This window comes from Thermomonas sp. S9, from assembly GCF_024704365.1.
GTDB lineage: Bacteria > Pseudomonadota > Gammaproteobacteria > Xanthomonadales > Xanthomonadaceae > Thermomonas.
The window spans coordinates 1,841,919-1,864,838 of the sequence record NZ_JAJDFY010000001.1 but is presented as its reverse complement, the minus strand read 5'-3'; the positions used below and the strand labels follow the sequence as shown (position 1 = coordinate 1,864,838).

18 protein-coding genes and 1 pseudogene are annotated in these 22,920 nt (G+C 69.8%); 7 read left to right on the top strand and 12 right to left on the bottom strand.

Translation table 11 applies throughout. The annotated features are described in order from the left end of the window. Positions 1-14 precede the first annotated feature (14 nt). Both mutS and LJB71_RS09250 read right to left on the bottom strand, forming a co-directional pair. The gene (gene mutS / locus LJB71_RS09255; RefSeq protein ID WP_259303959.1) at positions 15-2,609 is read right to left on the bottom strand and encodes a DNA mismatch repair protein MutS; all 2,595 of its coding nucleotides are present in this window, start codon (positions 2,607-2,609) and stop codon (positions 15-17) included. Between the two features lie 84 nt (positions 2,610-2,693). Further along, positions 2,694-4,159: pseudogene (locus LJB71_RS09250) on the bottom strand (M20 family metallopeptidase). 275 nt (positions 4,160-4,434) lie between these two features. Here LJB71_RS09250 and LJB71_RS09245 point away from each other — a divergent pair. Both LJB71_RS09245 and LJB71_RS09240 read left to right on the top strand, forming a co-directional pair. Then, positions 4,435-4,794, top strand: coding sequence for a ComEA family DNA-binding protein (locus LJB71_RS09245; protein WP_259303958.1), 360 nt, complete (start codon positions 4,435-4,437; stop codon positions 4,792-4,794). Then, positions 4,791-5,414 carry a HutD family protein gene (locus tag LJB71_RS09240; protein ID WP_259303957.1) on the top strand — a complete coding sequence of 208 codons (624 nt, stop codon included), beginning with the start codon at positions 4,791-4,793 and terminating at the stop codon, positions 5,412-5,414. Before LJB71_RS09245 ends, LJB71_RS09240 begins: the two co-directional genes overlap by 4 nt. A 368-nt stretch (positions 5,415-5,782) precedes the next feature. On the opposite strand, the gene LJB71_RS09235 is transcribed toward LJB71_RS09240, so the two are convergent. The 5 genes from LJB71_RS09235 to LJB71_RS09215 form a co-directional block, all read right to left on the bottom strand. After that, on the bottom strand, positions 5,783-7,441 hold the full coding sequence (locus LJB71_RS09235; RefSeq protein ID WP_259303956.1) for an acetolactate synthase large subunit: 1,659 nt from the start codon (positions 7,439-7,441) through the stop codon (positions 5,783-5,785). Positions 7,442-7,469: 28 nt separating this feature from the next. Then, positions 7,470-7,970 carry an FAD-binding protein gene (locus LJB71_RS09230; RefSeq protein WP_345779464.1) on the bottom strand — a complete coding sequence of 167 codons (501 nt, stop codon included), beginning with the start codon at positions 7,968-7,970 and terminating at the stop codon, positions 7,470-7,472. 178 nt (positions 7,971-8,148) lie between these two features. Beyond that, on the bottom strand, positions 8,149-9,078 hold the full coding sequence (locus LJB71_RS09225) for an FAD-dependent oxidoreductase (protein WP_259303954.1): 930 nt from the start codon (positions 9,076-9,078) through the stop codon (positions 8,149-8,151). Then, positions 9,021-12,479 carry a PAS domain S-box protein gene (locus tag LJB71_RS09220; protein ID WP_259303953.1) on the bottom strand — a complete coding sequence of 1,153 codons (3,459 nt, stop codon included), beginning with the start codon at positions 12,477-12,479 and terminating at the stop codon, positions 9,021-9,023. Before LJB71_RS09220 ends, LJB71_RS09225 begins: the two co-directional genes overlap by 58 nt. Then, entirely contained in the window at positions 12,476-13,525 is a 1,050-nt protein-coding gene (locus LJB71_RS09215) for a folate-binding protein (protein WP_259303952.1), read from the bottom strand. Before LJB71_RS09215 ends, LJB71_RS09220 begins: the two co-directional genes overlap by 4 nt. Positions 13,526-13,583: 58 nt before the next feature. On the opposite strand from LJB71_RS09215, the gene LJB71_RS09210 reads away from it, so the two are divergent. Genes LJB71_RS09210 through LJB71_RS09190 form a run of 5 tightly spaced genes read left to right on the top strand, consistent with a single transcriptional unit; the run spans position 13,584 to position 17,165 of the window. Beyond that, on the top strand, positions 13,584-13,706 hold the full coding sequence (locus LJB71_RS09210) for a DUF1674 domain-containing protein (protein ID WP_259304778.1): 123 nt from the start codon (positions 13,584-13,586) through the stop codon (positions 13,704-13,706). A gap of 48 nt (positions 13,707-13,754) precedes the next feature. Continuing rightward, positions 13,755-14,177 carry a succinate dehydrogenase, cytochrome b556 subunit gene (gene sdhC, locus LJB71_RS09205; protein ID WP_259303951.1) on the top strand — a complete coding sequence of 141 codons (423 nt, stop codon included), beginning with the start codon at positions 13,755-13,757 and terminating at the stop codon, positions 14,175-14,177. After that, on the top strand, positions 14,174-14,569 hold the full coding sequence (sdhD, locus tag LJB71_RS09200) for a succinate dehydrogenase, hydrophobic membrane anchor protein (RefSeq protein WP_259303950.1): 396 nt from the start codon (positions 14,174-14,176) through the stop codon (positions 14,567-14,569). The genes sdhC and sdhD overlap by 4 nt, the downstream gene beginning before the upstream one ends. A gap of 7 nt (positions 14,570-14,576) precedes the next feature. Beyond that, on the top strand, positions 14,577-16,364 hold the full coding sequence (gene sdhA / locus LJB71_RS09195; protein ID WP_259303949.1) for a succinate dehydrogenase flavoprotein subunit: 1,788 nt from the start codon (positions 14,577-14,579) through the stop codon (positions 16,362-16,364). A gap of 18 nt (positions 16,365-16,382) precedes the next feature. Beyond that, complete coding sequence (locus tag LJB71_RS09190; RefSeq protein WP_259303948.1) at positions 16,383-17,165, top strand: succinate dehydrogenase iron-sulfur subunit; 783 nt, start codon at positions 16,383-16,385, stop codon at positions 17,163-17,165. 73 nt (positions 17,166-17,238) lie between these two features. On the opposite strand, the gene LJB71_RS09185 is transcribed toward LJB71_RS09190, so the two are convergent. Genes LJB71_RS09185 through cyoB form a run of 5 tightly spaced genes read right to left on the bottom strand, consistent with a single transcriptional unit; the run spans position 17,239 to position 22,919 of the window. Next, positions 17,239-19,110 carry a response regulator gene (locus tag LJB71_RS09185; RefSeq protein ID WP_259303947.1) on the bottom strand — a complete coding sequence of 624 codons (1,872 nt, stop codon included), beginning with the start codon at positions 19,108-19,110 and terminating at the stop codon, positions 17,239-17,241. Further along, positions 19,088-19,834, bottom strand: coding sequence for an SURF1 family protein (locus LJB71_RS09180; protein ID WP_259303946.1), 747 nt, complete (start codon positions 19,832-19,834; stop codon positions 19,088-19,090). The genes LJB71_RS09185 and LJB71_RS09180 overlap by 23 nt, the downstream gene beginning before the upstream one ends. A 13-nt stretch (positions 19,835-19,847) precedes the next feature. Further along, positions 19,848-20,267: a cytochrome o ubiquinol oxidase subunit IV gene (gene cyoD, locus LJB71_RS09175; RefSeq protein ID WP_259303945.1), complete on the bottom strand. Its 420-nt coding sequence runs from the start codon at positions 20,265-20,267 to the stop codon at positions 19,848-19,850. After that, on the bottom strand, positions 20,264-20,905 hold the full coding sequence (gene cyoC / locus LJB71_RS09170) for a cytochrome o ubiquinol oxidase subunit III (RefSeq protein ID WP_259303944.1): 642 nt from the start codon (positions 20,903-20,905) through the stop codon (positions 20,264-20,266). The genes cyoD and cyoC overlap by 4 nt, the downstream gene beginning before the upstream one ends. Then, on the bottom strand, positions 20,898-22,919 hold the full coding sequence (cyoB, locus tag LJB71_RS09165) for a cytochrome o ubiquinol oxidase subunit I (RefSeq protein WP_259303943.1): 2,022 nt from the start codon (positions 22,917-22,919) through the stop codon (positions 20,898-20,900). The genes cyoC and cyoB overlap by 8 nt, the downstream gene beginning before the upstream one ends. Between the last annotated feature and the right edge of the window lies 1 nt (position 22,920).

Sequence of the window (22,920 nt, the reverse complement as noted above, 5' to 3'; positions counted from 1 at the left end):
GCCGTCGCGCGCGGTCACGCCAGCGCCTTGAGGCGGTACAGCGCTTCCAGCGCCTGCTTGGGGCTGAGCTCGTCAGGATCCAGTGCGGCCAGCGCTTCCAGCACGGCGGAGGAAGCCGGGAACAGCCCGAACTGCTGCGGTGCGTCCAGCGCCTGTGCGCTCATCGCCGGCACCGGCGCCTCGCGCGCCAGCGCCTCCAGTTCCGCCAGGCGCGCGCGCGCCTGCTGCAGCGCGGCCCGCGGCAGCCCGGCCAGTGCCGCGACCTGCAACCCGAAGCTGCGGTTGGCCGGGCCGGGGCGCACCGCGTGCATGAACACCAGTGCATCGCCGTGTTCCACTGCGTCCAGGTGCAGGTTGGCGATGCCGCTGCCGGGTTCGGCCAGCGCCGTCAGTTCGAAATAGTGGGTGGCAAACAGGGTGTAGCTGCGGTTCACCGACGCCAGCTGGCGCGCCACCGCGTCGGCCAGCGCCAGGCCGTCGTAGGTGGAAGTGCCGCGGCCGATCTCGTCCATCAGCACCAGCGACTGCGCGCTGGCGTGGTGCAGGATGTAGGCGGTCTCGCTCATCTCCACCATGAAGGTGGACTGCCCGCGGGCGAGGTCGTCGCCGGCGCCGATGCGGGTGAGGATGCGGTCGATCGGGCCGATCTGCGCGCGCGTGGCCGGCACGAAACTGCCGATGCAGGCCAGCAGCACGATCAGTGCGTTCTGGCGCATGAAAGTGCTTTTGCCGCCCATGTTCGGGCCGGTGATGACGTACATCCGCGTTGCGTCATCGAAGATAAGATCGTTGGGCTCGAAGGGTTCCTCGCGTAGCGCCTCGACCACCGGATGACGGCCGCGCTCGATCACGATCCCGGGCGTCTGACGCAGCTCGGGGCAAGCCCAATCCAGCGTCTGCGCACGCTCGGCAAAGCATGCCAGCACGTCGAGCTCGGCCAGGGCCTGAGCGCAGTGGCGCAGCGGTTCGAGCGTCTCGTTGAGGCGATCCAGCACGCCTTCATACAGCAGTTTTTCGCGTGCCAGCGCGCGTTCGCGCGCGGACAGCACCTTGTCCTCGAAGCTTTTCAGCTCCTCGGTGATGTAGCGCTCGGCGCCGGTCAGGGTCTGGCGCCGGGTGTAGTGCACCGGCGCCTTGTCGCTCTGGCCTTTGCTGATCTCGATGTAATACCCGTGCACCCGGTTGTAGCCGACCTTGAGGGTGGCGATGCCGGTGGCCGCGCGCTCGCGCGCTTCCAGTTCCACCAGGAACTGGTCGGCATGGGTGGACAGCCGGCGCAGCGCGTCCAGTTCGGTATCGAAGCCATCCGCGATCACGCCGCCATCGCGGGCCAGCAGTGGCGGCTGCGGAACGATCGCGGCCTGTAGGTAGGCGGCGCTGTCGGTATGGTCACCGAGCTCCATGCCGAGTGTTTGCAGTCGCGGCGAATCCAGCGGCGCCAGCAGTGCGCGCATCGCCGGCAGCAGCGCCAGGCCGTCGCGCAGGGTGGACAGATCGCGCGGGCGCGCGCTGCGCAGGGCCACCCGCGACAGGATGCGTTCCATGTCGCCCAGGCCGCGGAACGCCTCGCGCAGGGCGGCATGCGTGCCGGTCTCCAGCAAGGCCTGCACAGCGTGATGGCGTTCGCGCAGCATCTGATGGTCGCGCAGCGGGCGGTGCAGCCAGCGCCGCAGCAGGCGCCCCGCCATCGGGGTCACGGTGCTGTCCAGCACGCCGAGCAGGGTGGCGCGGGTATCGCCATCGGTTCGCGAATCCAGTTCCAGATGGCGGCGGGTGGCGGCGTTCATCGCGATCGCCTCGTCGCCGGACTCCAGCGCAATGCTGCGCAGATGGGGCAGGCGCTGCTTCTGGGTTTCCTCGACATAGCCGAGCAGCGCGGCTGCGGCGGCGACCACCAGTGGGCGGTCGTCCAGGCCGAAGCCGGTGAGGTCGTGCACGCCGAAGAACTGCAGCAGTTGGCGGCGGCCGCTGTCCGGATCGAACAGCCACGGCGCGCGCCGGCGCAGGCCGCGGGATTCGAGTATCCACTCCGGCCAGCCATCTTCATCGGCAATCAGCAGCTCGGCAGGCTGCAGCCGCGCCAGCTCCGCTTCCAGCGTGTCTTCGCCGGCGACCTCGCTGGCGCGCAGGCGGCCGCTGGCCAGGTCCGCCCAGGCCAGGCCATAGCCCTGGCGACCGCGGGCGATGGCCAGCAGCAGGGTGTCGCGGCGGTCGTCCAGCAGCGCCTCGTCGGTGACGGTACCCGGGGTGACGATGCGCACCACCTTGCGTTCCACCAGGCCCTTGGCCAGCGCCGGATCGCCGATCTGCTCGCAGATGGCGACCGATTCGCCCAGCGCCACCAGTCGCGCCAGATAGCTTTCATAGGCGTGCACCGGCACCCCGGCCATCGGAATCGGCTGGCCGGCCGACTGCCCGCGCTGGGTCAGGGTGATGTCCAGCAGCCGCGCCGCCTTGCGCGCGTCGTCATAGAACAGCTCGTAGAAATCGCCCATCCGGAAGAACAGCAGCACGTCCGGATGCGCCGCCTTGGCGGCGAAGTACTGCTTCATCAGCGGGGTGTGTTCGGCGGGCTTGGCGGCGGCAGTGGCAGTGGAATCGACGGGCATGGGCAGACACGGGCAGGCGCAGGCGAGGCGTCGCCTGCCGGCCCGATTGTAGAAGGATGCCGCGGCGGGCGCGGCGTGTCGGAGTCAGCAGCAGGCGCGGCGGGTGCCGGCGTAGGCATTGCCGGCGGCGGCCGCCACACCGATGGTCTCGCCGCGCAGGCTGGCGGCGTGATGCTCGCAGACCACCCGCGCCACGCAGGCGGTGACCGCCTTGCCCATCGGGATGTGCAGGAACTCGTTCGGGCCATGCGCGTTGGAATGCGGGCCCAGCACGCCGGTGATCATGAACTGCGCGCCCGGGAACTTCTCGCCGAGCATGCCCATGAACGGGATGGTGCCGCCTTCGCCCATGTACATCGCCGGCTTGCCGAAGAAGTCCTGGCTGGCCTGCTCGATCGCCTGCTCCAGCCACGGCGCCATCGGGGGGCATTCCAGCCGCTGCTGGCCTTCTCCAGGGTCAGGCTGACGTGCGCGCCGTAGGGCGGGTCGCGCAGCAGCGCCTCCTGCAGCAGCTCGCCGGCGCGCCTGCCGTCGAGCGTGGGCGGCAGGCGCAGGCTGAGCTTGAGCGCGGTGCAGGGGCGCAGCACGTTGCCCGCGGAGTCCAGCGGCGGGATCCCGTCCACGCCGGTGATCGACAGCGCCGGGCGCCAGGTGCGGTTGAGCACCAGCTCGGTCAAATCGTCGCTCATCGGCACCATGCCGGACAGCAGCGGGAACTTGTCGTACACCGCGCTGCCCAGCACCTCGGCGACCTTCTGCGCCTGTGCGCGGCGCTCGGCTGGAATCTCCACGTGCAGGCCGTCGAGCAGGATGCGGCCGGTGTCCTCGTCCTCGATCCGCGACAGCAGGTCGCGGATGATGCGGAAGCTGGAGGGCACGATCCCGGAGGCATCACCGGAGTGCACGCCTTCCGACAGCACCTTCACGGTGAGGTTGCCGCCGGCCAGCCCGCGCAGCGAGGTGGTGCACCACAGTTGCTCGTAGTTGCCGCAGCCGGAATCCAGGCAGACCACCAGCGAGGGCCTGCCGATGCGGTCGGCCAGGTGATCCACGTAATAGGGCAGGTCGTAGCTGCCGGATTCCTCGCAGGCCTCGATCAGCACCACACAGCGCGCGTGCGCCGCGCCCTGCGCCTGCAGCGCCATGATCGCGGTCAGCGAACCGTAGATCGCATAGCCATCGTCGGCACCGCCGCGGCCGTACAGGCGGTCGCCTTCCAGCACCGGGATCCACGGGCCCTTGCCGGCATCCCAGCCGGTCATTTCCGGCTGCTTGTCGAGGTGGCCGTAGAGCAGCACGCAATCATCATTGCGCCCGCCGTTGGCGGCCGGGATGTCGATGAAGATCAGCGGGGTACGGCCTTCCAGGCGCACCACCTCGACCTGCATTCCCGGGATCGCCTGCGCCCGCGCCCAGCTCTCCAGCAGCGCCACGGCGCGGTCCATATGGCCGTTCTTCACCCAATCGGCGTCGAACATCGGCGATTTGTTGGGGATGCGGATGTATTCGACCAGCTGCGGGACGATTTCGGCATCCCATTTGCGGGCGATGAACTCACGTGCGCCGTTGGCATCGAAGCGGGGGTCTGCATGGGGATTCCAGTGGCAATGAAGGCAATGCCCGGATTGTACGCCCCGGGGGCGCAAGCCGGCGTGAGCGGCGGTTGTGGATCAGATTTTTCCTACATCGAAGTCCGGAAAACCTCCGACGCGCGCCGGGATGCCGCCCGATAGGCTCGCCCCTGTCCCGCGGCGCAATCTGCGCACACCGGAACGCGGCAAGCGCTCCGGCAAGGAAGCCCACTCATCCACTCAGGAGTACCGTCATGAAATCACTGTCCACCCTGCTGTCCTCGCTGGTCCTGTTCTTCGCGCTGGCCGGTAGCGCGCTCGCCAGCGAGACCGTCAACATCAATACCGCCGACGCCGCCACCCTGGAACGGGTGCTGGTCAACATCGGCCCCGCCAAGGCCCAGGCGATCGTCGATTACCGCAAGGCCAACGGCGCCTTCCGCAGCCCCGAGCAGCTGGCGCTGGTCAAGGGCATCGGGCTGAAGACGGTCGAAAAGAATCGCGACCGGATTTCGGTCGGCGGCGCGCGTCCGCTGGCGCCGGCGGCCCAGCGGGCCAGCGCCAAGCCGGCGGCCAACCCCGCGGCCAGGCCGGCGCAGGTGGTGCGGCGGTGAGTGCCGATTGCGCCTGCGGCGGTGCCGTGACGACGGGGCAGGACGCCCCGCCGTGCGGCGTGCGCATCCTGCGCGCGACCGATTACCGCCGCATGCGCTGGAAAAACGGGGCCGGCTGGACCTCGGAAGTGCTGCGGATGCCGGAACGTGAGGATTGGGACTGGCGGCTGTCGCTGGCGGAGATCGACCAGGACGCCCCATTCTCCGGGTTCCCGGGGATGGAGCGGCTGCTGGTCCTGCTGCAGGGCGATGGCCTGCGCATGCATTTCGAGGATGGCCGCACCCAGGAACTGCGCCCACCGCACGGGATGCTGCGGTTTTCCGGGGATCGGCCCGTGCGTGCCGAATTGCTGGGCGGTCCGTGCCGGGATTTCGGCCTGATCTGGAAGCGCGGGCAGGTCGATGTCCAGCTCTGGCATCGACCGCTGGCCGGCGCGATGGTGCTGTTCGCCAGCACGCGCGAAACCTGGCTGCTGCACCTGCTGGAGGGGCTGCGCAGGTGGCCGGCGACGGTACGGCCGGCGCGCTGGCGGCGGGCGACAGCGTGCTGCTGGAAGGCAGGGAACTGCCAACCCGGCTGTCCCTGGAAGGCCACGGGGCGGCCTTGCTGGCGAGGATGACCCGGCTCGGCGAGGACTGACCCCAGCCTGGACGGTTGGGGTGAGTGCTTTCCCTGCGGGGTTGAGGTGGTGGCGCAGGACGCGGCATCACCAGCGGCACAGGGATGTGCCGCGCTTTTTGTCGTTATGCGCAGTCCTACGGACTGCGGGCCTGATTCCGGGTGGTTCGGGCGATGCAGGCATCAGGACGCGCACGCCGCGGCGTTGCGGGGGATGTCTGGCGGGTGCCGGCTCCCGTTCATGGTTCGACAGGCTCACCACGAACGGGAGCCTCGGGCTGGTTACGAACGGGGGCACATGCCCCGTGAATGCGAGATGCCGGCGCCTCACGAACGGGAATCTCAGGCGCATCACGCGCCGCTCGCCGTTCAAGGCGCGATCTTGCGCTTCAGGGCCCGTCGCAGCGCGGGCGGCAGGCTGGGCAGGGCGCGCAGCAGCCACGGCAGCAGCCGGCGCCTGGCGCCGCCGAGTGCCTCCGGCACCACGGCTTCGATCAGGTGCGGGCCGGGATTCGCCAGCGCGTATTTCAGGGCCTTGCAGAACGCCTCGGCGGTGTCGGCGCGGGCGGCGTGCACGCCCATGCCCTGCGCCAGCCGGCAGAAGTCCAGCACCGGGTCGTGCAGGTCGAGCTGCGCGCGCGCCTTGGGGCCGGGCGCGGCATCGGCGCCGACCCGTTCCAGTTCCACGTTCAGCACCGAATAGCTGGCGTTGTTGAAGACGATCGCGGTGACGTTCAGGCGCTCGCGCGCCATCGTCCACAGCGCCTGGCAGGTGTACATCGCGCTGCCGTCGCCGACCAGCGCCAGCACCGGGCGGTCGGGGCAGGCGATGGCCGCGCCGACCGCGTTCGGCAGCGCCTGGCCGATCGCGCCACCGGTGAGGGTCAGCAGGTCGTGGCGCGGGGCGCCGGCGGTCATCGCGCCCAGCAGCAGGCCGGAGGTGATGGCCTCGTCGATCAGGATGGCGCGCTCCGGCAGCAGATGGCCGACGGCCTTGCACACCTTGGTCGCGGTCAGGCGGCCGCGCGGCCGCGCGGGGCGCATGGGCGGCGGCAGCGCCGGCGTGGCCTGCGTTGCGCCCAGCGCGGCGGCGAGCCTGTCCAGGCTTGCGGCGGCATCCTGCGCCGGACTCGCCAGCACGTGCACGGTGCAGTCGGCGGGCACCAGGTCGCTGGACTTGCCGGGATAGGCGAAGAACGACACCGGCGCCTTGGCATCCACCAGTACCAGATGGTCGATACCGGCCAGCTGCACGCTGGCCAGTTCCGCCAGGTAGGCGATGCGCTCGGGTGCGGGCAGCCCGGCGCCGCGTTCCAGCCGGGTCGGGAACACCTCGCAGAAGAGCTTGATGCCGCAGTGCGCGGCGATCTTTGCGGCCGCCAGCAGCGCCGGTTCGCGCAGGGCCTGGCCGCCGAGCAGGAGCGCGGCCTTGCCGCCGCTGCGGATGGCGTGGGCGATCGCGTCGATGGTGGCATCGTCCGCCACTTGCGGCGCGGGCGGCGGCGGCGGTGGGCAGGGCGTGCCGCCTTCGCCCCAGGACACGTCGGCCGGCAGGATCAGGGTCGCCACCTGGCCGGGCAGGCCGCGCGCGGCGGCGATCGCCTCCACCGCATCCTGGCACAGCGCCGCGGTGCTGCCGCTGGTGCGCACGAAACCGGGCGAGACGTTGCGCGCGACGGTCTCGATGTCGGACTGCAGCTGGGCATCGAACGGGACGTGGAAGGTGGCATGGTCGCCGACGATGTTGAGCACCGGCACCTTGCCCTTGCGCGCGTTGTGCAGGTTGGCGAGGCCGTTGCCGAGGCCGCAGCCCAGATGCAGCAACGTGGCGGCAGGCTTGCCGGCCATCCGCGCATAGCCGTCGGCGGCGCCGGTGGCCACGCCCTCGAACAGGGTGAGCACGGCGCGCAGGCGCGGCTCGGCATCCAGCGCAGCCACGAAGTGCATCTCGCTGGTGCCGGGATTGGTGAAGCAGACCTCGATGCCGGCATCGGCCAGGGTCTTGATCAGGGCGCGGGCGCCGTTCATGCGGGGAGCCTCATGTCTGTGTCCGGTGTCAGTATCCGCTGGCGATGGCGCGGGCCGCGGCGCGCGCGGTGAGGATGCAGCCCGGCAGGAAGGTGCCTTCCAGCGAGCGCTTGCCGCAGGCGCCGCCGCCGCCGAAGCCGGCGGCCTCGCCCACGCAGTACAGGCCGGGGATCGGCGCATCGGTGGCATCCAGCACCCGGCTGTGCAGGTCGGTGCGCAGCCCGCCCAGGCTCTTGCGGGTGATCAGCTGGGTGTGGATGGCGATGAACGGCCCGGCACCGCGCTGCTGCAGCGGGGCAGGCACGCAGGTGCGCAGGCGGTCCGGCCCCCACTGGCGGGCATGCAGGATGCGCTGCACCTGCAGGTCGGCCGCCGGATCCCTTCCCGGCGCGAAGTGGGCGTCGAAGGCATCGACGCTGGTCTGCAGCACCGCCGGGTCGATGTCGTGCGAGCAGGTCAGCGCGTTCATTTTCTCCGCCAGCGCTGGCAGGGTGTCGGCCACCAGGAAATGCGCGCTCTCGCGCTGCATCTGCTGCACCAGGCGGTGATTGCCCAGCAGGGTGTCCAGCAGGAAGCGCAGGAACTGGCGGTCGCGGATGCGCGGATTGTGCTCGGCGCCGGAGATCGCGAACTCCTTGAGCGCAATGCGGCGGTTGAGCAGGTGCCAGGTCCACGGCTCTGCCTGCGCAGCGACCTGCTGGCACAGCTCAGTGGGTATCGAACCCGGTCACCAGCGGCTCCGGGCCGATCCGGCGGCCGCTGGCGTCCAGCCACAGCGCCGACTTGCACGGGATCAGCGACAGCCCGTGGCCGGGAAAGTGCGGGAATGGATGCGGGATGCCGGCGGCGTAGTTCCACATCTCGCCGGCGCGCACGATGCGTGCGCCCAGCGCGGCCGCGGCGTGCTGCAGGGCGCCATCCGCGAACGGATGCGCGCCGTTGAGGAAGTGCGCCGGCAGCGGCCGATCCGGCGGCCAGTTGCGGCGCAGCTCGGCTGGGTCGCCGTTGAGTCCGCCGCTGGCGATCACCACCGCCGCGCCCGCGACCTGCACCGCCGCGCCGCTGGCCTCGTCCACCGCCCGCACCCCGGCCATGCGCCCGCCGGCCTGCTCCAGCGCCAGCACGCGGTGGCGGTGCAGCAGCACCAGCCGGCCCCCACTGCCGGCCTCGCGCAGTGCGGCGATCATGCGCAGGGCGAGCGCGTGCGCGGTGCCCCAGACGATGTGGTAGCGCGGCACCGAGTTGCCCTCGCCGGCACGCCCGCGTTCCACCCAGTTCACCGCCGGCATGAACCCAAGGCCGTGCGCGCGCAGCCAGTCGTGCACGTCGGGGCATGAGCGTTCGACGTAGTGCCGGGCCCAGGCCACGGCGTGCCGGTCCTGCGGATCGAGCTCGCCGAAGCGCATCCAGTCGGCGAACGCGCGTTCGGGGGAATCCTGGATCCGGCGCCGGCGCTGCAGCGGCGTGTCCACCAGCGCCATCCCGCCGAACGCCCAGCGCGCCAGCCCGCCGAAGCGCCGTGGCGTGTCGCGGTCCAGCAGCACCACCCGCTGCCCGGCGCGCAGCGCTTCCAGCGCGGTCACGATCCCGGCCAGTCCGCCGCCCACCACCACCACGTCCGCCTGCAGCGATGCCATGCTTCCCCCGGGCGCAGCGGCCCGCCGACGATTGCCCCGCCAACGATAGCCGCTCGCGGCGGCGTCGGCGCGCTCAGTGCGGGGCGTAATGCTCCTGCAGCAGGCGTTCGAAGTCGGCCAGCGGCAGCGGCCGCGCGAACAGGTAGCCCTGGAAGCCGTCGCATCCGTGCGCGACCAGGAAGTCGCGCTGGGCCGCGGTCTCCACGCCCTCGGCGATCACCTCCAGCGACAGCCCGCGGGCCATGCCGATGATGGTCTGCGCCACCGTGGCGTCGTTGCCGTCCTCGGGCAGGCGACTGACGAAGGTGCGGTCGATCTTGAGCTGGTCCAGCGGCAGCCGTGACAGGTAGGCCAGCGAGGAATAGCCGGTGCCGAAATCGTCCAGCGAGATATGGATGCCCAGCGCGCGCAGCCGGGCCAGCTTGGCGGCCACTCCCTCCGAGGTCGCCGAGCAGGGTGGATTCGGTGATCTCCAGCTTGAGCAGCGACGGGTCGGCGCCGCTGCGGGCGAGCGCGCGTTCCACGTCCTCCACGAACCCCGGCTGCACGAACTGGCGCGCGCTGACGTTGATCGCCAGCGCCAGCCCGCGCGTGTGCGGCTGGGTGGCCCAGGCCGCGAGCCGCTGGCAGGCGCGTTGCAGCACCCAGTCGCCCAGCGGCAGGATCAGCCCGTTTTCCTCGGCCAGCGGGATGAAGGTGTCCGGGCCGACCCGGGTGCCGTCCGGCTGGGTGAAGCGCAGCAGCGCCTCGGCGCCGACCGCGCGGCCGTCGCGGTCGATCTGCAGGTGGTAGTGCAGGTCGAGCCCGCCGATGTCGCCGCCGACCGCGCGCAGCAGGTCGTTGGCCAGCGCTTCCTGGCGCTCCAGTTTCTGCACCATCGCCGGATCGAAGCGGGTGACGCGGTCGCGCCCGGCCGCCTTGGCCGCGTACATCGCCAGCTCGGCTTCCTTGATCGCGGTGTCGGCGTGGCCGGTGCCCGGGTGCAGCTCGGTCCAGCCGATGCTGACCGTGACCGCGATCGGCACCGGGCTGCCCAGCCAGAACGGTTCGCGCAGCGCCTGGCGCACGCGTTCGGCGAACTGCGGGACGTAGGTGTCGCAGGCTTCCGGCGCATCCGACGTGCATGGCAGCAGGATCGCGAAGGTGCCGCCGCTGAAACGGCCCAGCACGTCGGCCTCGCCCAGCAGGTGGCGCAGGCGCTGGGCGATGAAGGTCAGCAGCTGGTTGCCGGTGGAATGCCCGCGCAGGTCGTTGACGCGCTTGAAATGGTCGAGGTCGAGCAGCAGCAGGGCGCCGGCGGTCAGCGCCGGGTCTCCCAGCATGTGCTGCAGGCGGTCGGCCAGGAAGCTGCGGTTGGGCAGGTCGGTCAGGGGGTCGAACAGGGCCAGGTGCTCGGCCCGCGCCAGCGCCTCGCGCTCGCTGGTCAGGTCGGTCATCGCGCACACGTAATGCGCCACGTGCCCGGCCTCGTCCGGCACCGCGGACACCTCCAGCCGCACGATCCGCGGCTGGCCCTGCTTGACCGCCACCCACTGCTCGCCCAGCCAGAACGATTCGCGCTGGATCTGCGGCCACAGCCGCTCGAAATCGTCCGCCCCGGGGCGATGGTTCAGCAGCATCGCCGGGCTGCGTCCGACCACGTCGGCCACCTCGAACCCGGTGAGGATGGTGAAGGCGGCATTCACCCGCTGGATCACGCCATCGGCATCCAGCACGACCATCGCCTCCAGGGTCTCGAACGCCACTGCGGCCAGCCGCAGCTCGCTGTCGGCCTGCTTGCGCTGGCTGATGTCCTGCGCGTACACCACCACGTGCTGGGCCTGGCCAGCGGCGTCGTGGGTCACCGAGCAGTCCAGCAGCACCGGGAAGCGGCGGCCGTCGCGGGTGACGTGCTCGGTCTCGACCAGCGAGTGCGGGGCGCGGTTGATGGCCGCGTGCGCCTTCCTGCGCTCCTCCACCAGTTCCGGCGGGTACAGCGCGTCCAGCGGCATCCCGGCCATTTCCTCGGCGCTGTAGCCGCGTTCGCGCGCGAACGTGGGGTTGGCCATCAGGATGGTGGCGTTGCGGGCATCGAACACCGCCACCCCGAACGCCGCGCGCTCGAACGCCTGCGCCCACAGCCGCAGGCGTGCATCGCTCTCCACCCGGTCGGTGATGTCGCGGGCCACACCCAGCAGGCCTTCAACCCCGCCGTCGGCGTCGTGCAGCGGGACCTTGATGACCTCGAAGTGGCGCTGCCCGCCGGCCGCTTCCGGCACCGACAGGGTGTAGGTGACGCGCTGGCCGTCACGCAGCACCTGGGCATCGGTGTCTTCCACCGGTCTCACGTCGATATCCGGGTAGAGATCGGCATGGCGCCTGCCGACGACTTCATCCCGCGGCTTGCCCATCAGTTGCAGCGTGCGTTCGTTGCAGTCGCGGTAGAGGCCGTCGCGATCCTTCATCCACACCGCATCCGGGCTGGCGTTGAAGATCGCGCGCAGCTTGGCCTGCCCGGCCACCAGTTCCCGGGTGCGGTGGCGCACGCTGCGGCCCAGCGCCCAGATCCACAGCGCCAGCAGCGCCACCACCGCCAGCGCGATCACCACCCCCAGCCCGGCCCAGTGCAGCCAGCGTTGCAGCGGGTCGGGCGGCGCCAGCCACTTCTTCTTCAGCGCGACGCGTTCGGCAGGGGTGATCTTCGCCATCCCCTGTTCGATCGCGCGCAGCAGCGCGGTATCGCCCTTGCGCACGGCGCGGTGGAAGGCGCCCTCGTAGAGGACAAAGGCGCGCCGGAACGTCTCCCCGTGGCCGGATTGGTACAGGTAGTAATTGGCCGGGTATTCCTCGGAGCAGAAGATGCCGAGGTCGCCGGCGATGGCGGCGCGGATCATGTCGCGGTAGCCGGGGTATTCGCGCAGGCGCTGCACGCCCAGCTGGCGCAGGCGATCGGCGCAGGCATCGCCGCGCTCCACGCCCACCGGCAGGCCCTTGAGCGAGGCCGCGTCGTGCACGCCGGGGATGCGGCGGCTGACGTAGATGCCGACCGGCACCGTGGCATAAGGATCCGAGAACGCGAAGCGCTGCTCCCGCTGCGGGGTGCGGAACAGCATGTCCAGCACATCCGCACGGCCCTCCAGCACCGCGCGCTGGGTGTCCTCCCAGGGCATCGGTAGAAGCTCCACGCGGATGCCGGTATGGCGCTCGAACAGGCGCCAGAGGTCGGCTTCATAGCCCTGTACCGAGCCGTCCTCCTCGACGAAGAAGTACGGCGGGTAGCTGTTGTCGGCGGCGACCCGGATCCGCGCGGGCGGGGCGGCCGCGTCCGCTGCGGGAGCCGCCGCGGCGATCGGAGCGAATGCAGCCAGGAGCAGATACAGGCCGAGGATGGCCACGATCCGTCGGGCCGCGCCTGCACTCATGCCGCGTCCCCGCGGACATTGGCTGGCGTCGCCCGACGGGACCGATAGCGTTCCATCCGCAGCGTTATACCGTGCCTCGGTGGAAATCGCGGCCATGCCCGCGATGGCCCGCCGCGATCTGTGACAAGGCGCTCATCCGCGCCGTCAGCGCGCCAGCCCATCTGACAGTGGCCGTTCCCGCAACGGTTCTCCTTCCTGCGTATGCAGCGGGCCGGGGTGCGCTCGCGCGGAAGAATCGCCAGAGCCGTGCTTCCCGCGCTGGAAACGATGACGCCGATGGGCTGTCCGTTCTGCCGCACTTCGCTGCCGACCGCCAGCGGCGCAGAGCCGTCCAGCAGCGCCAGCCCGCGCTTGGCCTGGCCGAGGAAGTGGGTGCGCGCCACGATTTCCTGCCCTGGATAGCAGCCCTTGCGCACGCTGAAGGCGCGCAGCCGTTCCAGCGACAGCTGCTGCGGCGTCCATTGCTCGGCCTGCGAAGGCGGCAGGTGCGGCAGGCCGTAGGCGAGGTCGGCGGCATCCCAGCGGGCGAGGGCGTCCGCATCCTCCGCCGCGTCGCAGGGGCCGAGGAGCAGCGTGCGCGCCCCGCTGGCACCGCCCATGTCCAGCGCGATGCGCGCATCGTCCAGCCGCGCGAAGCGGTTGCCCACGGCCGGCGCCAGGGCGTCAAAGCACCCCGCGGCGGGGATGTCCGGGATCGACAGCACCACCTTGCTGCGGAACACGTAGCGCCGCAGCGCGTCCGCCAGCGCGGCGGGATCGGCGTCCGGCAGCAGCAGCCACAGGGTCTGCACGTCCAGCCGCAGCAGGGCGAACAGCGCGATCACCCGGCCTTTTGCAGTCAGCCAGCCGTTCCATTGCCACTGTCCATCGGTGAGCAGGGTGAGGTCGTTCATGAACTGCGCCTGCGCGAATGCCAGCGCGTCGCGCCCGGCCAGCGCCAGCACGCGCGCGGAAGGCAGGCGGAATTCGCGGACTGGTGCGGCTTGCGGCTTGTCGTGCATCGGCTTGCGGGCGTAGACTTGCGGAATCGTGAATACGTCGATCATAGGCCAATCCCCAGCCACGCCGGAGTCTGCGCACGCCGCGTCCGGCCCGGCACCCACCATCCCGCATGATCCGGTCGCGCCTCCCGCCCGTATGGAGGCCGCGGAAACCGGCGGCCGCGGTGGCCCGGACCCCACGCGCTACGGGGATTGGGAAAAGAACGGCCGCTGCATCGATTTCTGATCCTTTCGTCACGCGGCCTTGGCCGCCCAGCCCGGAGAACGCACCAGCATGGCTGCTTCCGATTCCGAACCGCGCCTCCGCGAGCGCCCGCTCTCCCCGCACCTCCAGATCTACATTTACCGCTGGCAGGCGCAGATGGCGTCTTCCATCCTCCACCGCGCCACCGGCGTGATCCCGGCGATCGGCGCGCTGGCCTTCGTGTACGGCCTGATGGCGCTGGCCGGCGGCGCGCAGCGCTGGACCGCGTTCGCCGAGTGCCTGGGTTCGCCACTGGGGCGGGTGCTGATGGCCGGCTTCAGCTGGGCGCTGGCCTACCACCTCATCAACGGCATCCGCCACCTGCTGCAGGACGGCGGCCTGGGGTTTGCGATCCCTGATTTCGTGCGCAACAGCTGGATCTCCATCATCGGCAGCGTGGTGCTGGCGGCGCTGGGCTGGGTGGTGGTGCTGTCGCACTGGGGGCAGGCATGAACGCGCGCGGCAAGGACATGCAGGCGCCGCTGAAGCGCGCCCGCGGGCTGGGCGCGGCGAAGGACGGCACCGGCCACTTCATCTGGCAGCGCGTCACCGCGATCGCCACCGGCCTGGCCGGGCTGTGGTTGCTGGGCATGTTGCTGACCCTGCGCAGCGCCGACTACATGGTCGTGCATGCGCTGGTGGCCGATCCGGTGAATGCCGCGGTGCTGGTGGCGTTCCTGCTGGGCATGTTCTGGCATGCGCGCCTGGGCCTGCAGGTGATCGTCGAGGACTACGTGCACGCCCCGCTGACCGCCACCCTGGCGCAGCTGGCCATCCTTTTCGTCTGCGCGCTGGCGGCCATCGCCGGCGTGCTCGCGGTGCTGCGCATCGCGCTTGGGAGCTGACCTGAAGATGCCTGCCTACAAGATCCAGGAACACAAGTTCGACATGGTGGTGGTCGGTGCCGGCGGCGCCGGCCTGCGTGCCACCTTCGGTCTGGCCCAGAAGGGGGTGCAGACCGCCTGCATCAGCAAGGTCTTCCCCACCCGCAGCCACACCGTGGCGGCGCAGGGCGGCATCTCGGCCGCGCTGGGCAACATGGGCGAGGACGACTGGCGTTTCCACTTCTACGACACCATCAAGGGCTCGGACTGGCTGGGTGACCAGGACGCCATCGAGTACATGTGCCGCGAGGCGATTCCGGCGGTGATCGAGCTCGAGCATCAGGGCGTGCCGTTCAGTCGCACCGAGGACGGCAAGATCTACCAGCGCCCGTTCGGCGGTATGACCACCCACTACGGCAAGGGCGTCGCGCAGCGTACCTGCGCCGCCGCCGACCGCACCGGCCATGCCATCCTGCACACGCTGTACCAGCAGGCGCTGGCGCACCAGGCGCAGTTCTTCATCGAATACTTCGCGCTCGACCTGATCATGGACGAGGAGGGCGCCTGCCGCGGCGTGCTCGCGCTGGACATGGCCGAGGGCACGTTGCACCTGTTCCGCGCCCAGGGCGTGGTGCTGGCGACCGGTGGCTACGGCCGCGCCTATTTCAGCGCCACCTCGGCACACACCTGCACCGGCGACGGCGGCGGCATGGCGCTGCGCGCCGGGCTGGGATTGCAGGACATGGAGTTCGTGCAGTTCCATCCGACCGGCATCTATGGCGCCGGCTGCCTGATCACCGAGGGCGTGCGCGGCGAGGGTGGCATCCTGCGCAATGCCAACGGCGAGCGCTTCATGGAGCGCTACGCGCCGAACGCGAAGGACCTGGCCAGCCGCGACGTGGTGTCGCGCTCGATGACCATCGAAATCCGCGAAGGTCGGGGCGTTGGTCCGCTCAAAGACCACATCCATCTGGATCTCACCCACCTCGATCCCAAAGACATTCACGAGAAGCTGCCGGGCATCGCCGAGAGCGCCCGCATCTTCGCAGGCGTGGATGTCACCAAGCAGCCGATTCCGGTGATCCCGACCGTGCACTACAACATGGGCGGCATCCCCACCAACTACCATGGCGAAGTAGTGCAGCTGAAGAATGGCGACCCTGACGCCGTGGTGCCGGGCCTGTACGCGATCGGCGAGGCGGCCTGCGTGTCGGTGCACGGCGCCAACCGCCTGGGCTCCAACTCGCTGCTGGATCTGGTGGTGTTCGGCCGCGCGGTCGCCAACCGCTGCGCCGAGACGATCAAGCCCGGCGCGCCGCACAAGCCGCTGGCCGCGGACGCCTGTGACAAGTCCCTGTCCAACCTGGACAGGCTGCGCAACGCCCACGGCGGCACCCCGACCGCGCAGATCCGCCTGAACATGCAGCGCGCGATGCAGAAGGACGCCGCGGTGTTCCGCACCGGTGAGACCCTGGCCGACGGTGTGAAGAGCATTCGCGACATCCACGCCAGTTTCACCGACGTGAAGGTGTCCGACCGCTCGCTGGTGTGGAACTCCGACCTGATCGAGACCCTGGAACTGCAGAACCTGCTGGGCCAGGCGCTGGTCACCATCGTGTCGGCCGAGAACCGCAAGGAATCGCGCGGCGCCCATGCCCGCGAGGACTTCCCCGAGCGCGACGATGCCAACTGGCAGAAGCACACCGTCTGCTGGGCCGACGAGGCGGGCAATACCCGCATCGACTACCGCCCGGTGCATATGTACACGCTTACCGGCGACGTCGAAGTGGTGCCGCCGAAGAAGCGCGTTTACTGATCCGGGAACCCTGACCCCATGGCCGAATTCACCCTCCCGAAAAACTCCAGGATCCAGCCGGGCAAGCACTTCCCGGCGAAGGGCGCCAAGCAGCCGCGCACCTTCAAGATCTACCGCTGGAACCCGGACGACGGCCTCAATCCGCGCACCGACACCTACGAGGTGGACATGGCGGCGTGCGGCCCGATGGTCCTGGACGCGCTGATCAAGATCAAGAACGAGATCGACCCGACCCTGACCTTCCGCCGCTCCTGCCGCGAGGGCATCTGCGGGTCCTGCGCGATGAACATCGGCGGCACCAACACCCTGGCCTGCATCTGCGCGGTCGAGGACGTGAAGGGCAAGGAAATCAGCATCTACCCACTGCCGCACATGCAGGTGGTGAAGGACCTGGTGCCGGACCTGACCCATTTCTACGCGCAGCACGCCAGCATCCGCCCGTGGCTGCGCACGCAGACCCCGCCGCCGCCGGACCGCGAGCGCCTGCAGAGCAAGGAAGACCGCGCCAAGCTGGACGGCCTGTACGAATGCATCCTGTGCGCCTGCTGCAGCACCTCCTGCCCCAGCTACTGGTGGAACGGCGAGCGCTACCTCGGCCCGGCGATCCTGCTGCAGGCCTACCGCTGGATCGTGGACAGCCGCGACGAGGACACCGGGGCGCGCCTGGACGAACTGGAAGACCCGTTCAAGCTCTACCGCTGCCACACCATCATGAACTGCGCGCGAACCTGCCCGAAGGGCCTGAACCCGGCCAAGGCGATCGCCGAAATCAAGAAGCTGATGCTCGCGCGCAAGGCCTGACCAGCCTGCACGATGTCAATCCAAGGCCGTCGCCCTCCGGGGCGGCGGCCTTCGCGTTCATCGGCACGCGGCCTCACTTGACCCGCCGCTTCTCCAGCTTGCGCGCCAGCGTGCGGCGATGCATGCCGAGCTGGCGCGCGGCTTCGGAGATATTGAAGTCGGCCGCGGCCAGCGCCTCGTGGATGTGCTCCCACTCCAGCGTCTTGATCGAGCTCTGGCGCTGGCCGAGGGCGACGTCGGCATCGCCCCCGGCGCGCTCGAACGCGGCCTCGATGTCGTCGGTATTGGACGGCTTGGCCAGGTAGTGGCGGGCGCCGAGCTTGATCGCCTCCACCGCGGTCGCGATGCTGGCGTAGCCGGTCAGGACCACGATCACCATGCCCGGGGCATGGTCGTGCAGCATCTTCACGCAGGCCAGGCCGGAGCTGCCGCCGGCCAGCTTGAGGTCCACCACCGCGTGCGTGTGCGTGCTGCCGGTGGCCAGCAGGGCCTGCAGTTCCTCCTGCCCGGGCACGGTGTCCACGGCATAGCCGCGGCGCTCGAACGAGCGCGCCAGCGTGCGCGCGAAGGCGGTGTCGTCCTCCACCAGCAGCAGTCGACGTGCGGGTTCGGTCATTGCGATGCGCTCCCGTAGGGGGCCAGGGCCTGCAGTGGGATTTCCACCACCACCCGCGCGCCGCCCCCCGGCGCGGTTGTGCGCGCGGATGCGGCCGCCCAGGGTACGCGCCACGTTCACCGACAGGAACAGGCCCAGCCCGCGGCCGGGAGCGCCCTTGCTGGAGCGGTATGGCGTGCCGAGGTGCTCCAGCATGCCGGCATCGAACCCGGGGCCGGCGTCGTCCACCACCAGCACCAGCGTCCCGCCCTGCAGCCGCGCCTCCAGCGCGGCCTTGCCAGGCGAGGCTTCCTGCGCGTTGTCCAGCACGTTGAACAGCATCTGCTGCAGGCCGAGGTCAGCGATGATCGCGATCCCCGGCTGCAGCCGATTGTCCAGCGCCAGCGCGTCCATCGCGCGCCGCCGCCATTGCTGCGCCAGCTCCTCGATGAAGTCGCGCAGGTCGGCGGCGTGCGGCGCCTCGCCGCGCGGTTCGCCCGCCGATTGCAGGATGCCACGCACGATCGCCTTGCAGCGCAGCACCTGCGCCTGCATTTCCACCACGTCGCTCAGCAGTTCGGGGTCGGAGGTGAAGTGCGGCAGGTGTTGCCAGTCGCCCAGGATCACCGCCAGCGTTGCCAGCGGCGTGCCCAGCTCGTGCGCGGCGCCGGTGGCCAGCAGGCCCATGCGCACGATGTGCTCCTCCTCGATCGCGCGCTGGCGCAGGGCGGCCAGGCGCGCGTCGCGGGCGCGCAGGATCTCTCCGATCCGGCCCATGAACACCACCAGCAGTGCGGCCACCAGCACGAAGCACAGCAGCAGGCCCTGCACATAGCGGTCGCCTAGCCCGGCATCGGGATTTGCCGGCAGCCGCACCGGGCTGGGGGCCAGCGCCAGCCACAGCAGGCAGCCGCTGGTCACCGCCACCAGCAGCCAGCGCGCGCGCGGGCGCAGTAGGACGGCCGCCAGCACCACCTGCAGGAGGTAGAGGAATACGAATGGATTGGCGATCCCGCCGGCCAGGTGCAGCAGCGCGGTCAGCGCCGCCACGTCCACCAGCAACGCCAGCAGCAGGTGGCGCTGGCGCACGTGGTGCAGGCGCTGCCAGTACAGCGGCCCGGCGAGGTTGAACAGGCACAGCCCGGCCAGCACCAGCAGCATCGGCGCCAGCGGCAGGTGGATGCCCATGCCGAAGTGCACCACCACGATCGCCAGCAGCTGGCCGCCGATCGCGATCCAGCGCAGCTGCTGCAGCTGCTGCATGTTCTTGCCACGCGCAGTGCTGCGCCAGTCCGCCCGGCGGGTGCCGGCGCGGGCGGTGCGGGGCTCAGCGGTGGGCGTCGTCGCCATCGGCATCGTCGCCATGGTGCCGCATCCGCCGCTGCTCCGACAGCAGGCGCAGCACGCCCCACAGGGCCATCGCCGCCAGCACGAACCAGGTCAGCGCGTACTGCAGGTGCTGGTTGCGGAAATGGATCACCGTCATGCCGGCGCGCGGCCAGCCGCTGCCGGCACCGGCGTCGGCCTCGGCATCGACGAAGTAGGGCGCCACGTCGCGCAGGCCGCGCGCCTGCGCGATCGCGGCCACGTCGCGCGAGTACCAGCGGTCCTGGCCGGGGCGGTTGTCGCGCAGGAAGCCGCCGCCGGGTTCGCTCATGCGCAGCAGGCCGCGCACGCGCACCTCGCCAGGCGGCGGCAGCGCGGGGCGCGCGCCGTCCAGTACGAAACCGCGGTTGACCAGCACGATGCTGCCGTCCGTCAGCTGCAGCGGGCTCAGTACCCAGTGGCCGGCGCCGAGCTCGGTCAGCGCCTGGGTCTGGGTCTCCCGCCCGCGCAGGTAGGTGCCGCGCAGCTCCAGGCGGCGGTACTCGTCGCGCTCGACGCCGATGCGCGGCCAGTCGCTGCGCGCCGGCGGTGGCTCCGGCGCGGCGTGCACGCGGGCCTCCACCCGCGCGATCAGGGCGCGTTTCCAGTGCAGCCGCTGCACCTGCCAGATCCCGAGCGCGATGAAGCCGGCGCAGCAGCAGGCCAGCAGCACCAGCAGGGCGAGGCGACCGCGGCGGCTGGCCTGCATCGGCGGCCCCGGCTCAGTCCACCATCTGCGCGTCGTGCGCGCTCATCGGCATCATGTTGGCGTTCATGTGGTGCATCACCCACAGGGTGCCGGCCAGCAGGATCACCAGCAGGATCACGGTGAAGATCACCGACAGCAGGTTCCAGCCGCCTTCGGAACGGGCATCCAGGTGCAGGAAATACACCATGTGTACCAGGATCTGCACGACCGCGAACGCCACCAGCACGATGCTGGTGAGGGTCGCGCTGGGAATGACCTTGCTCATCACCAGCCAGAACGGGATCGCAGTCAGAATCACCGACAGCAGAAAGCCAGTGACATAGCCGCGCAGGCTGACGTGCACGTGCGGGGCGCCGTGGTCGTCGTGGCCGCCGTCGTGCCCGTGCCCGTCGTGGTGCTCGTGCGTGTGGGAGGAATGCGGATGTTGGCTCATTGCAGCACGCCCATCAGGTAAACGAAGGTGAACACGCCGATCCAGACCAGGTCCAGGAAGTGCCAGAACATCGACAGGCAGAACAGGCGCCGGCGGTTGGCGGTGGTCAGGCCGAAGCGACCCACCTGCACCAGCATGGTCAGCAGCCAGACGATGCCGAAGCTGACGTGCAGGCCATGGGTGCCGACCAGCGCGAAGAACGAGGTCAGGAACGCGCTGCGCTGCGGGCCCGCGCCTTCGTGGATCAGGTGCAGGAACTCGTAGAGCTCCAGGCTCACGAAGGCCGCGCCGAGCAGGCCGGTGACCGCCAGCCAGCCGAGCACGCCGCGCTTGCTGCCGGCCTGCATCGCGATCATCGCGAAGCCGTAGGTGATCGAGGAGAGCAGCAGCAGCGCGGTGTTGACCGCCACCAGTTTGAGGTCGAACAGCTCGGCGCCGGACGGGCCGGCGGCATAGCTGCGGCCGAGCACGCCGTAGGTGGCGAACAGGCAGGCGAAGATGAGCAGATCGCTCATCAGGTAGATCCAGAAGCCCAGCAGCGAGCCGTTCTCCGGATGGTGCTGGCCCTTCAGGTCGAGAAAGGCCGCGGTGGGGTCGGCCGGACGGCCACTGGCGGGTAAAGTGATCGCGTCAGACATGGACATTGGCCAGTTGCTGGGTGCGCGCAGCCTCGGCCGCGGCCACTTCGGCGGCCGGGATGTGGAAGTCGCGCTGGTAGTTGAAGGTATGCACGATGGCGGCGCCGACCAGGGCCACGAACGAGGCGATCGCCAGCCACCAGATGTGCCAGACCAGGGCGAAACCCAGCACCAGGCTGATGGCGGCCAGCACCACGCCGGCGGCGGTGTTCTTGGGCATGTGGATCGGCAGGAAGCCGGCTTCCGGGCGCTTGTAGCCGTGCTGCTTCATGTCGGCCCAGGCGTCGTTGTCGCGCACCACCGGGGTGAAAGCGAAGTTGTAGGCCGGCGGCGGCGAGGAGGTGGACCATTCCAGGGTGCGGCCGTTCCACGGGTCGCCGCTGACGTCACGCAGCTGCTCGCGCTTGCGGAAGCTGACGAACAGGTTGACCAGGAACGCGCCGATCCCGACCGCGATCAGCAGCGCGCCGAACGCGGCCACGATGAACCACGGCTGCAGGCTGGGGTCGTCGAAGTGGCTCATGCGGCGGGTGACGCCCATCAGGCCCAGCACGTACAGCGGAGTGAATGCGAACCAGTAGCCGGCCAGCCAGAACCAGAACGAGACCTTGCCCCAGAACGGATCGAGCGTGTAGCCAAACGCCTTCGGGAACCAGTAGGTCATGCCGGCGAATACGCCGAACACCACGCCGCCGATGATCACGTTGTGGAAGTGCGCGACCAGGAACAGCGAGTTGTGCAGCACGAAGTCGGCCGGCGGTACCGCCAGCAGCACGCCGGTCATGCCGCCCACGGTGAAGGTCACCATGAAGCCGATCGTCCACAGCATCGGCACCTCGAAGCGGATGCGGCCGCGGTACATGGTGAACAGCCAGTTGAACATCTTCGCGCCGGTCGGGATCGAGATGATCATGGTGGTGATCCCGAAGAACGAGTTCACGCTGGCGCCCGAGCCCATGGTGAAGAAGTGGTGCAGCCACACCAGGTAGGACAGGATGGTGATGCACACCGTGGCGTACACCATCGAGCTGTAGCCGAACAGGCGCTTGCCGGTGAAGGTGGACACCACCTCCGAGAACACGCCGAACAGCGGCAGGATCAGGATGTACACCTCCGGGTGGCCCCAGATCCAGATCAGGTTCACGTACAACATCGGGTTGCCGCCGAGGTCGTTGGTGAAGAAGTTGGTGCCCAGGTAGCGGTCCAGCGTGAGCATCGCCAGCACCGCGGTCAGCACCGGGAAGCTGGCCACGATCAGGATGTTCGAGCACAGCGCGGTCCAGGTGAACACTGGCATCTTCATCATGCCCATGCCTGGCGCGCGCATCTTGATGATGGTCACGATCAGGTTGATGCCCGACAGCGTGGTGCCCACGCCGGCGATCTGCAGCGCCCAGATGTAGTAGTCCACCCCGACGTCTGGGCTGTAGTCGATCCCCGACAGCGGCGCCATCGCCAGCCAGCCGGCCTTGGAGAACTCGCCGACGAACAGCGAGATCATCACCAGCATCGCGCCCGCGGTGGTCATCCAGAAGCTGAAGTTGTTGAGAAACGGGAACGCCACGTCGCGCGCGCCAATCTGCAGCGGCACCACGTAGTTCATCAGTCCGGTGATGAACGGCATGGCCACGAAGAAGATCATGATCACGCCGTGCGCGGTGAAGATCTGGTCGTAGTGGTGCGGCGGCAGGTAGCCGAGGGTGTCGCCGAAGGCGATCGCCTGCTGGGCGCGCATCATCAGCGCGTCGGCGAAGCCGCGCAGCAGCATCACCAGGCCCAGCACCATGTACATGATGCCGATCTTCTTGTGGTCGATGCTGGTGGCCCAGTCACGCCAGAAGGTGCCCCACAGGCGGTATTTGGTGACCAGGCCGAGCACGGTCAGGCCGGCCAGCGCGGCGCCGATGAAGGTCGCGATCAGGATCGGCTCGTGATACGGAATCGCCGCCAGGCTGAGCTTGCCCAGCCAGGGGGAGGCGCTGGCGTACGGGTCGGGGGAGGGGGTGGGGATCATG

Excerpts from the sequence above, each read along its gene's own strand:
- mutS (WP_259303959.1), bottom strand. The coding sequence starts at position 2,609 with ATGCCCGTCGATTCCACTGCCACTGCCGCCGCCAAGCCCGCCGAACAC.
- LJB71_RS09245 (WP_259303958.1), top strand. The coding sequence starts at position 4,435 with ATGAAATCACTGTCCACCCTGCTGTCCTCGCTGGTCCTGTTCTTCGCG.
- LJB71_RS09235 (WP_259303956.1), bottom strand. The coding sequence starts at position 7,441 with ATGAACGGCGCCCGCGCCCTGATCAAGACCCTGGCCGATGCCGGCATC.
- LJB71_RS09230 (WP_345779464.1), bottom strand. The coding sequence starts at position 7,970 with ATGCAGCGCGAGAGCGCGCATTTCCTGGTGGCCGACACCCTGCCAGCG.
- LJB71_RS09225 (WP_259303954.1), bottom strand. The coding sequence starts at position 9,078 with ATGGCATCGCTGCAGGCGGACGTGGTGGTGGTGGGCGGCGGACTGGCC.
- LJB71_RS09220 (WP_259303953.1), bottom strand. The coding sequence starts at position 12,479 with ATGAGTGCAGGCGCGGCCCGACGGATCGTGGCCATCCTCGGCCTGTAT.
- LJB71_RS09215 (WP_259303952.1), bottom strand. The coding sequence starts at position 13,525 with ATGATCGACGTATTCACGATTCCGCAAGTCTACGCCCGCAAGCCGATG.
- sdhC (WP_259303951.1), top strand. The coding sequence starts at position 13,755 with ATGGCTGCTTCCGATTCCGAACCGCGCCTCCGCGAGCGCCCGCTCTCC.
- sdhD (WP_259303950.1), top strand. The coding sequence starts at position 14,174 with ATGAACGCGCGCGGCAAGGACATGCAGGCGCCGCTGAAGCGCGCCCGC.
- sdhA (WP_259303949.1), top strand. The coding sequence starts at position 14,577 with ATGCCTGCCTACAAGATCCAGGAACACAAGTTCGACATGGTGGTGGTC.
- LJB71_RS09190 (WP_259303948.1), top strand. The coding sequence starts at position 16,383 with ATGGCCGAATTCACCCTCCCGAAAAACTCCAGGATCCAGCCGGGCAAG.
- LJB71_RS09185 (WP_259303947.1), bottom strand. The coding sequence starts at position 19,110 with ATGGCGACGACGCCCACCGCTGAGCCCCGCACCGCCCGCGCCGGCACC.
- LJB71_RS09180 (WP_259303946.1), bottom strand. The coding sequence starts at position 19,834 with ATGCAGGCCAGCCGCCGCGGTCGCCTCGCCCTGCTGGTGCTGCTGGCC.
- cyoD (WP_259303945.1), bottom strand. The coding sequence starts at position 20,267 with ATGAGCCAACATCCGCATTCCTCCCACACGCACGAGCACCACGACGGG.
- cyoC (WP_259303944.1), bottom strand. The coding sequence starts at position 20,905 with ATGTCTGACGCGATCACTTTACCCGCCAGTGGCCGTCCGGCCGACCCC.
- cyoB (WP_259303943.1), bottom strand. The coding sequence starts at position 22,919 with ATGATCCCCACCCCCTCCCCCGACCCGTACGCCAGCGCCTCCCCCTGG.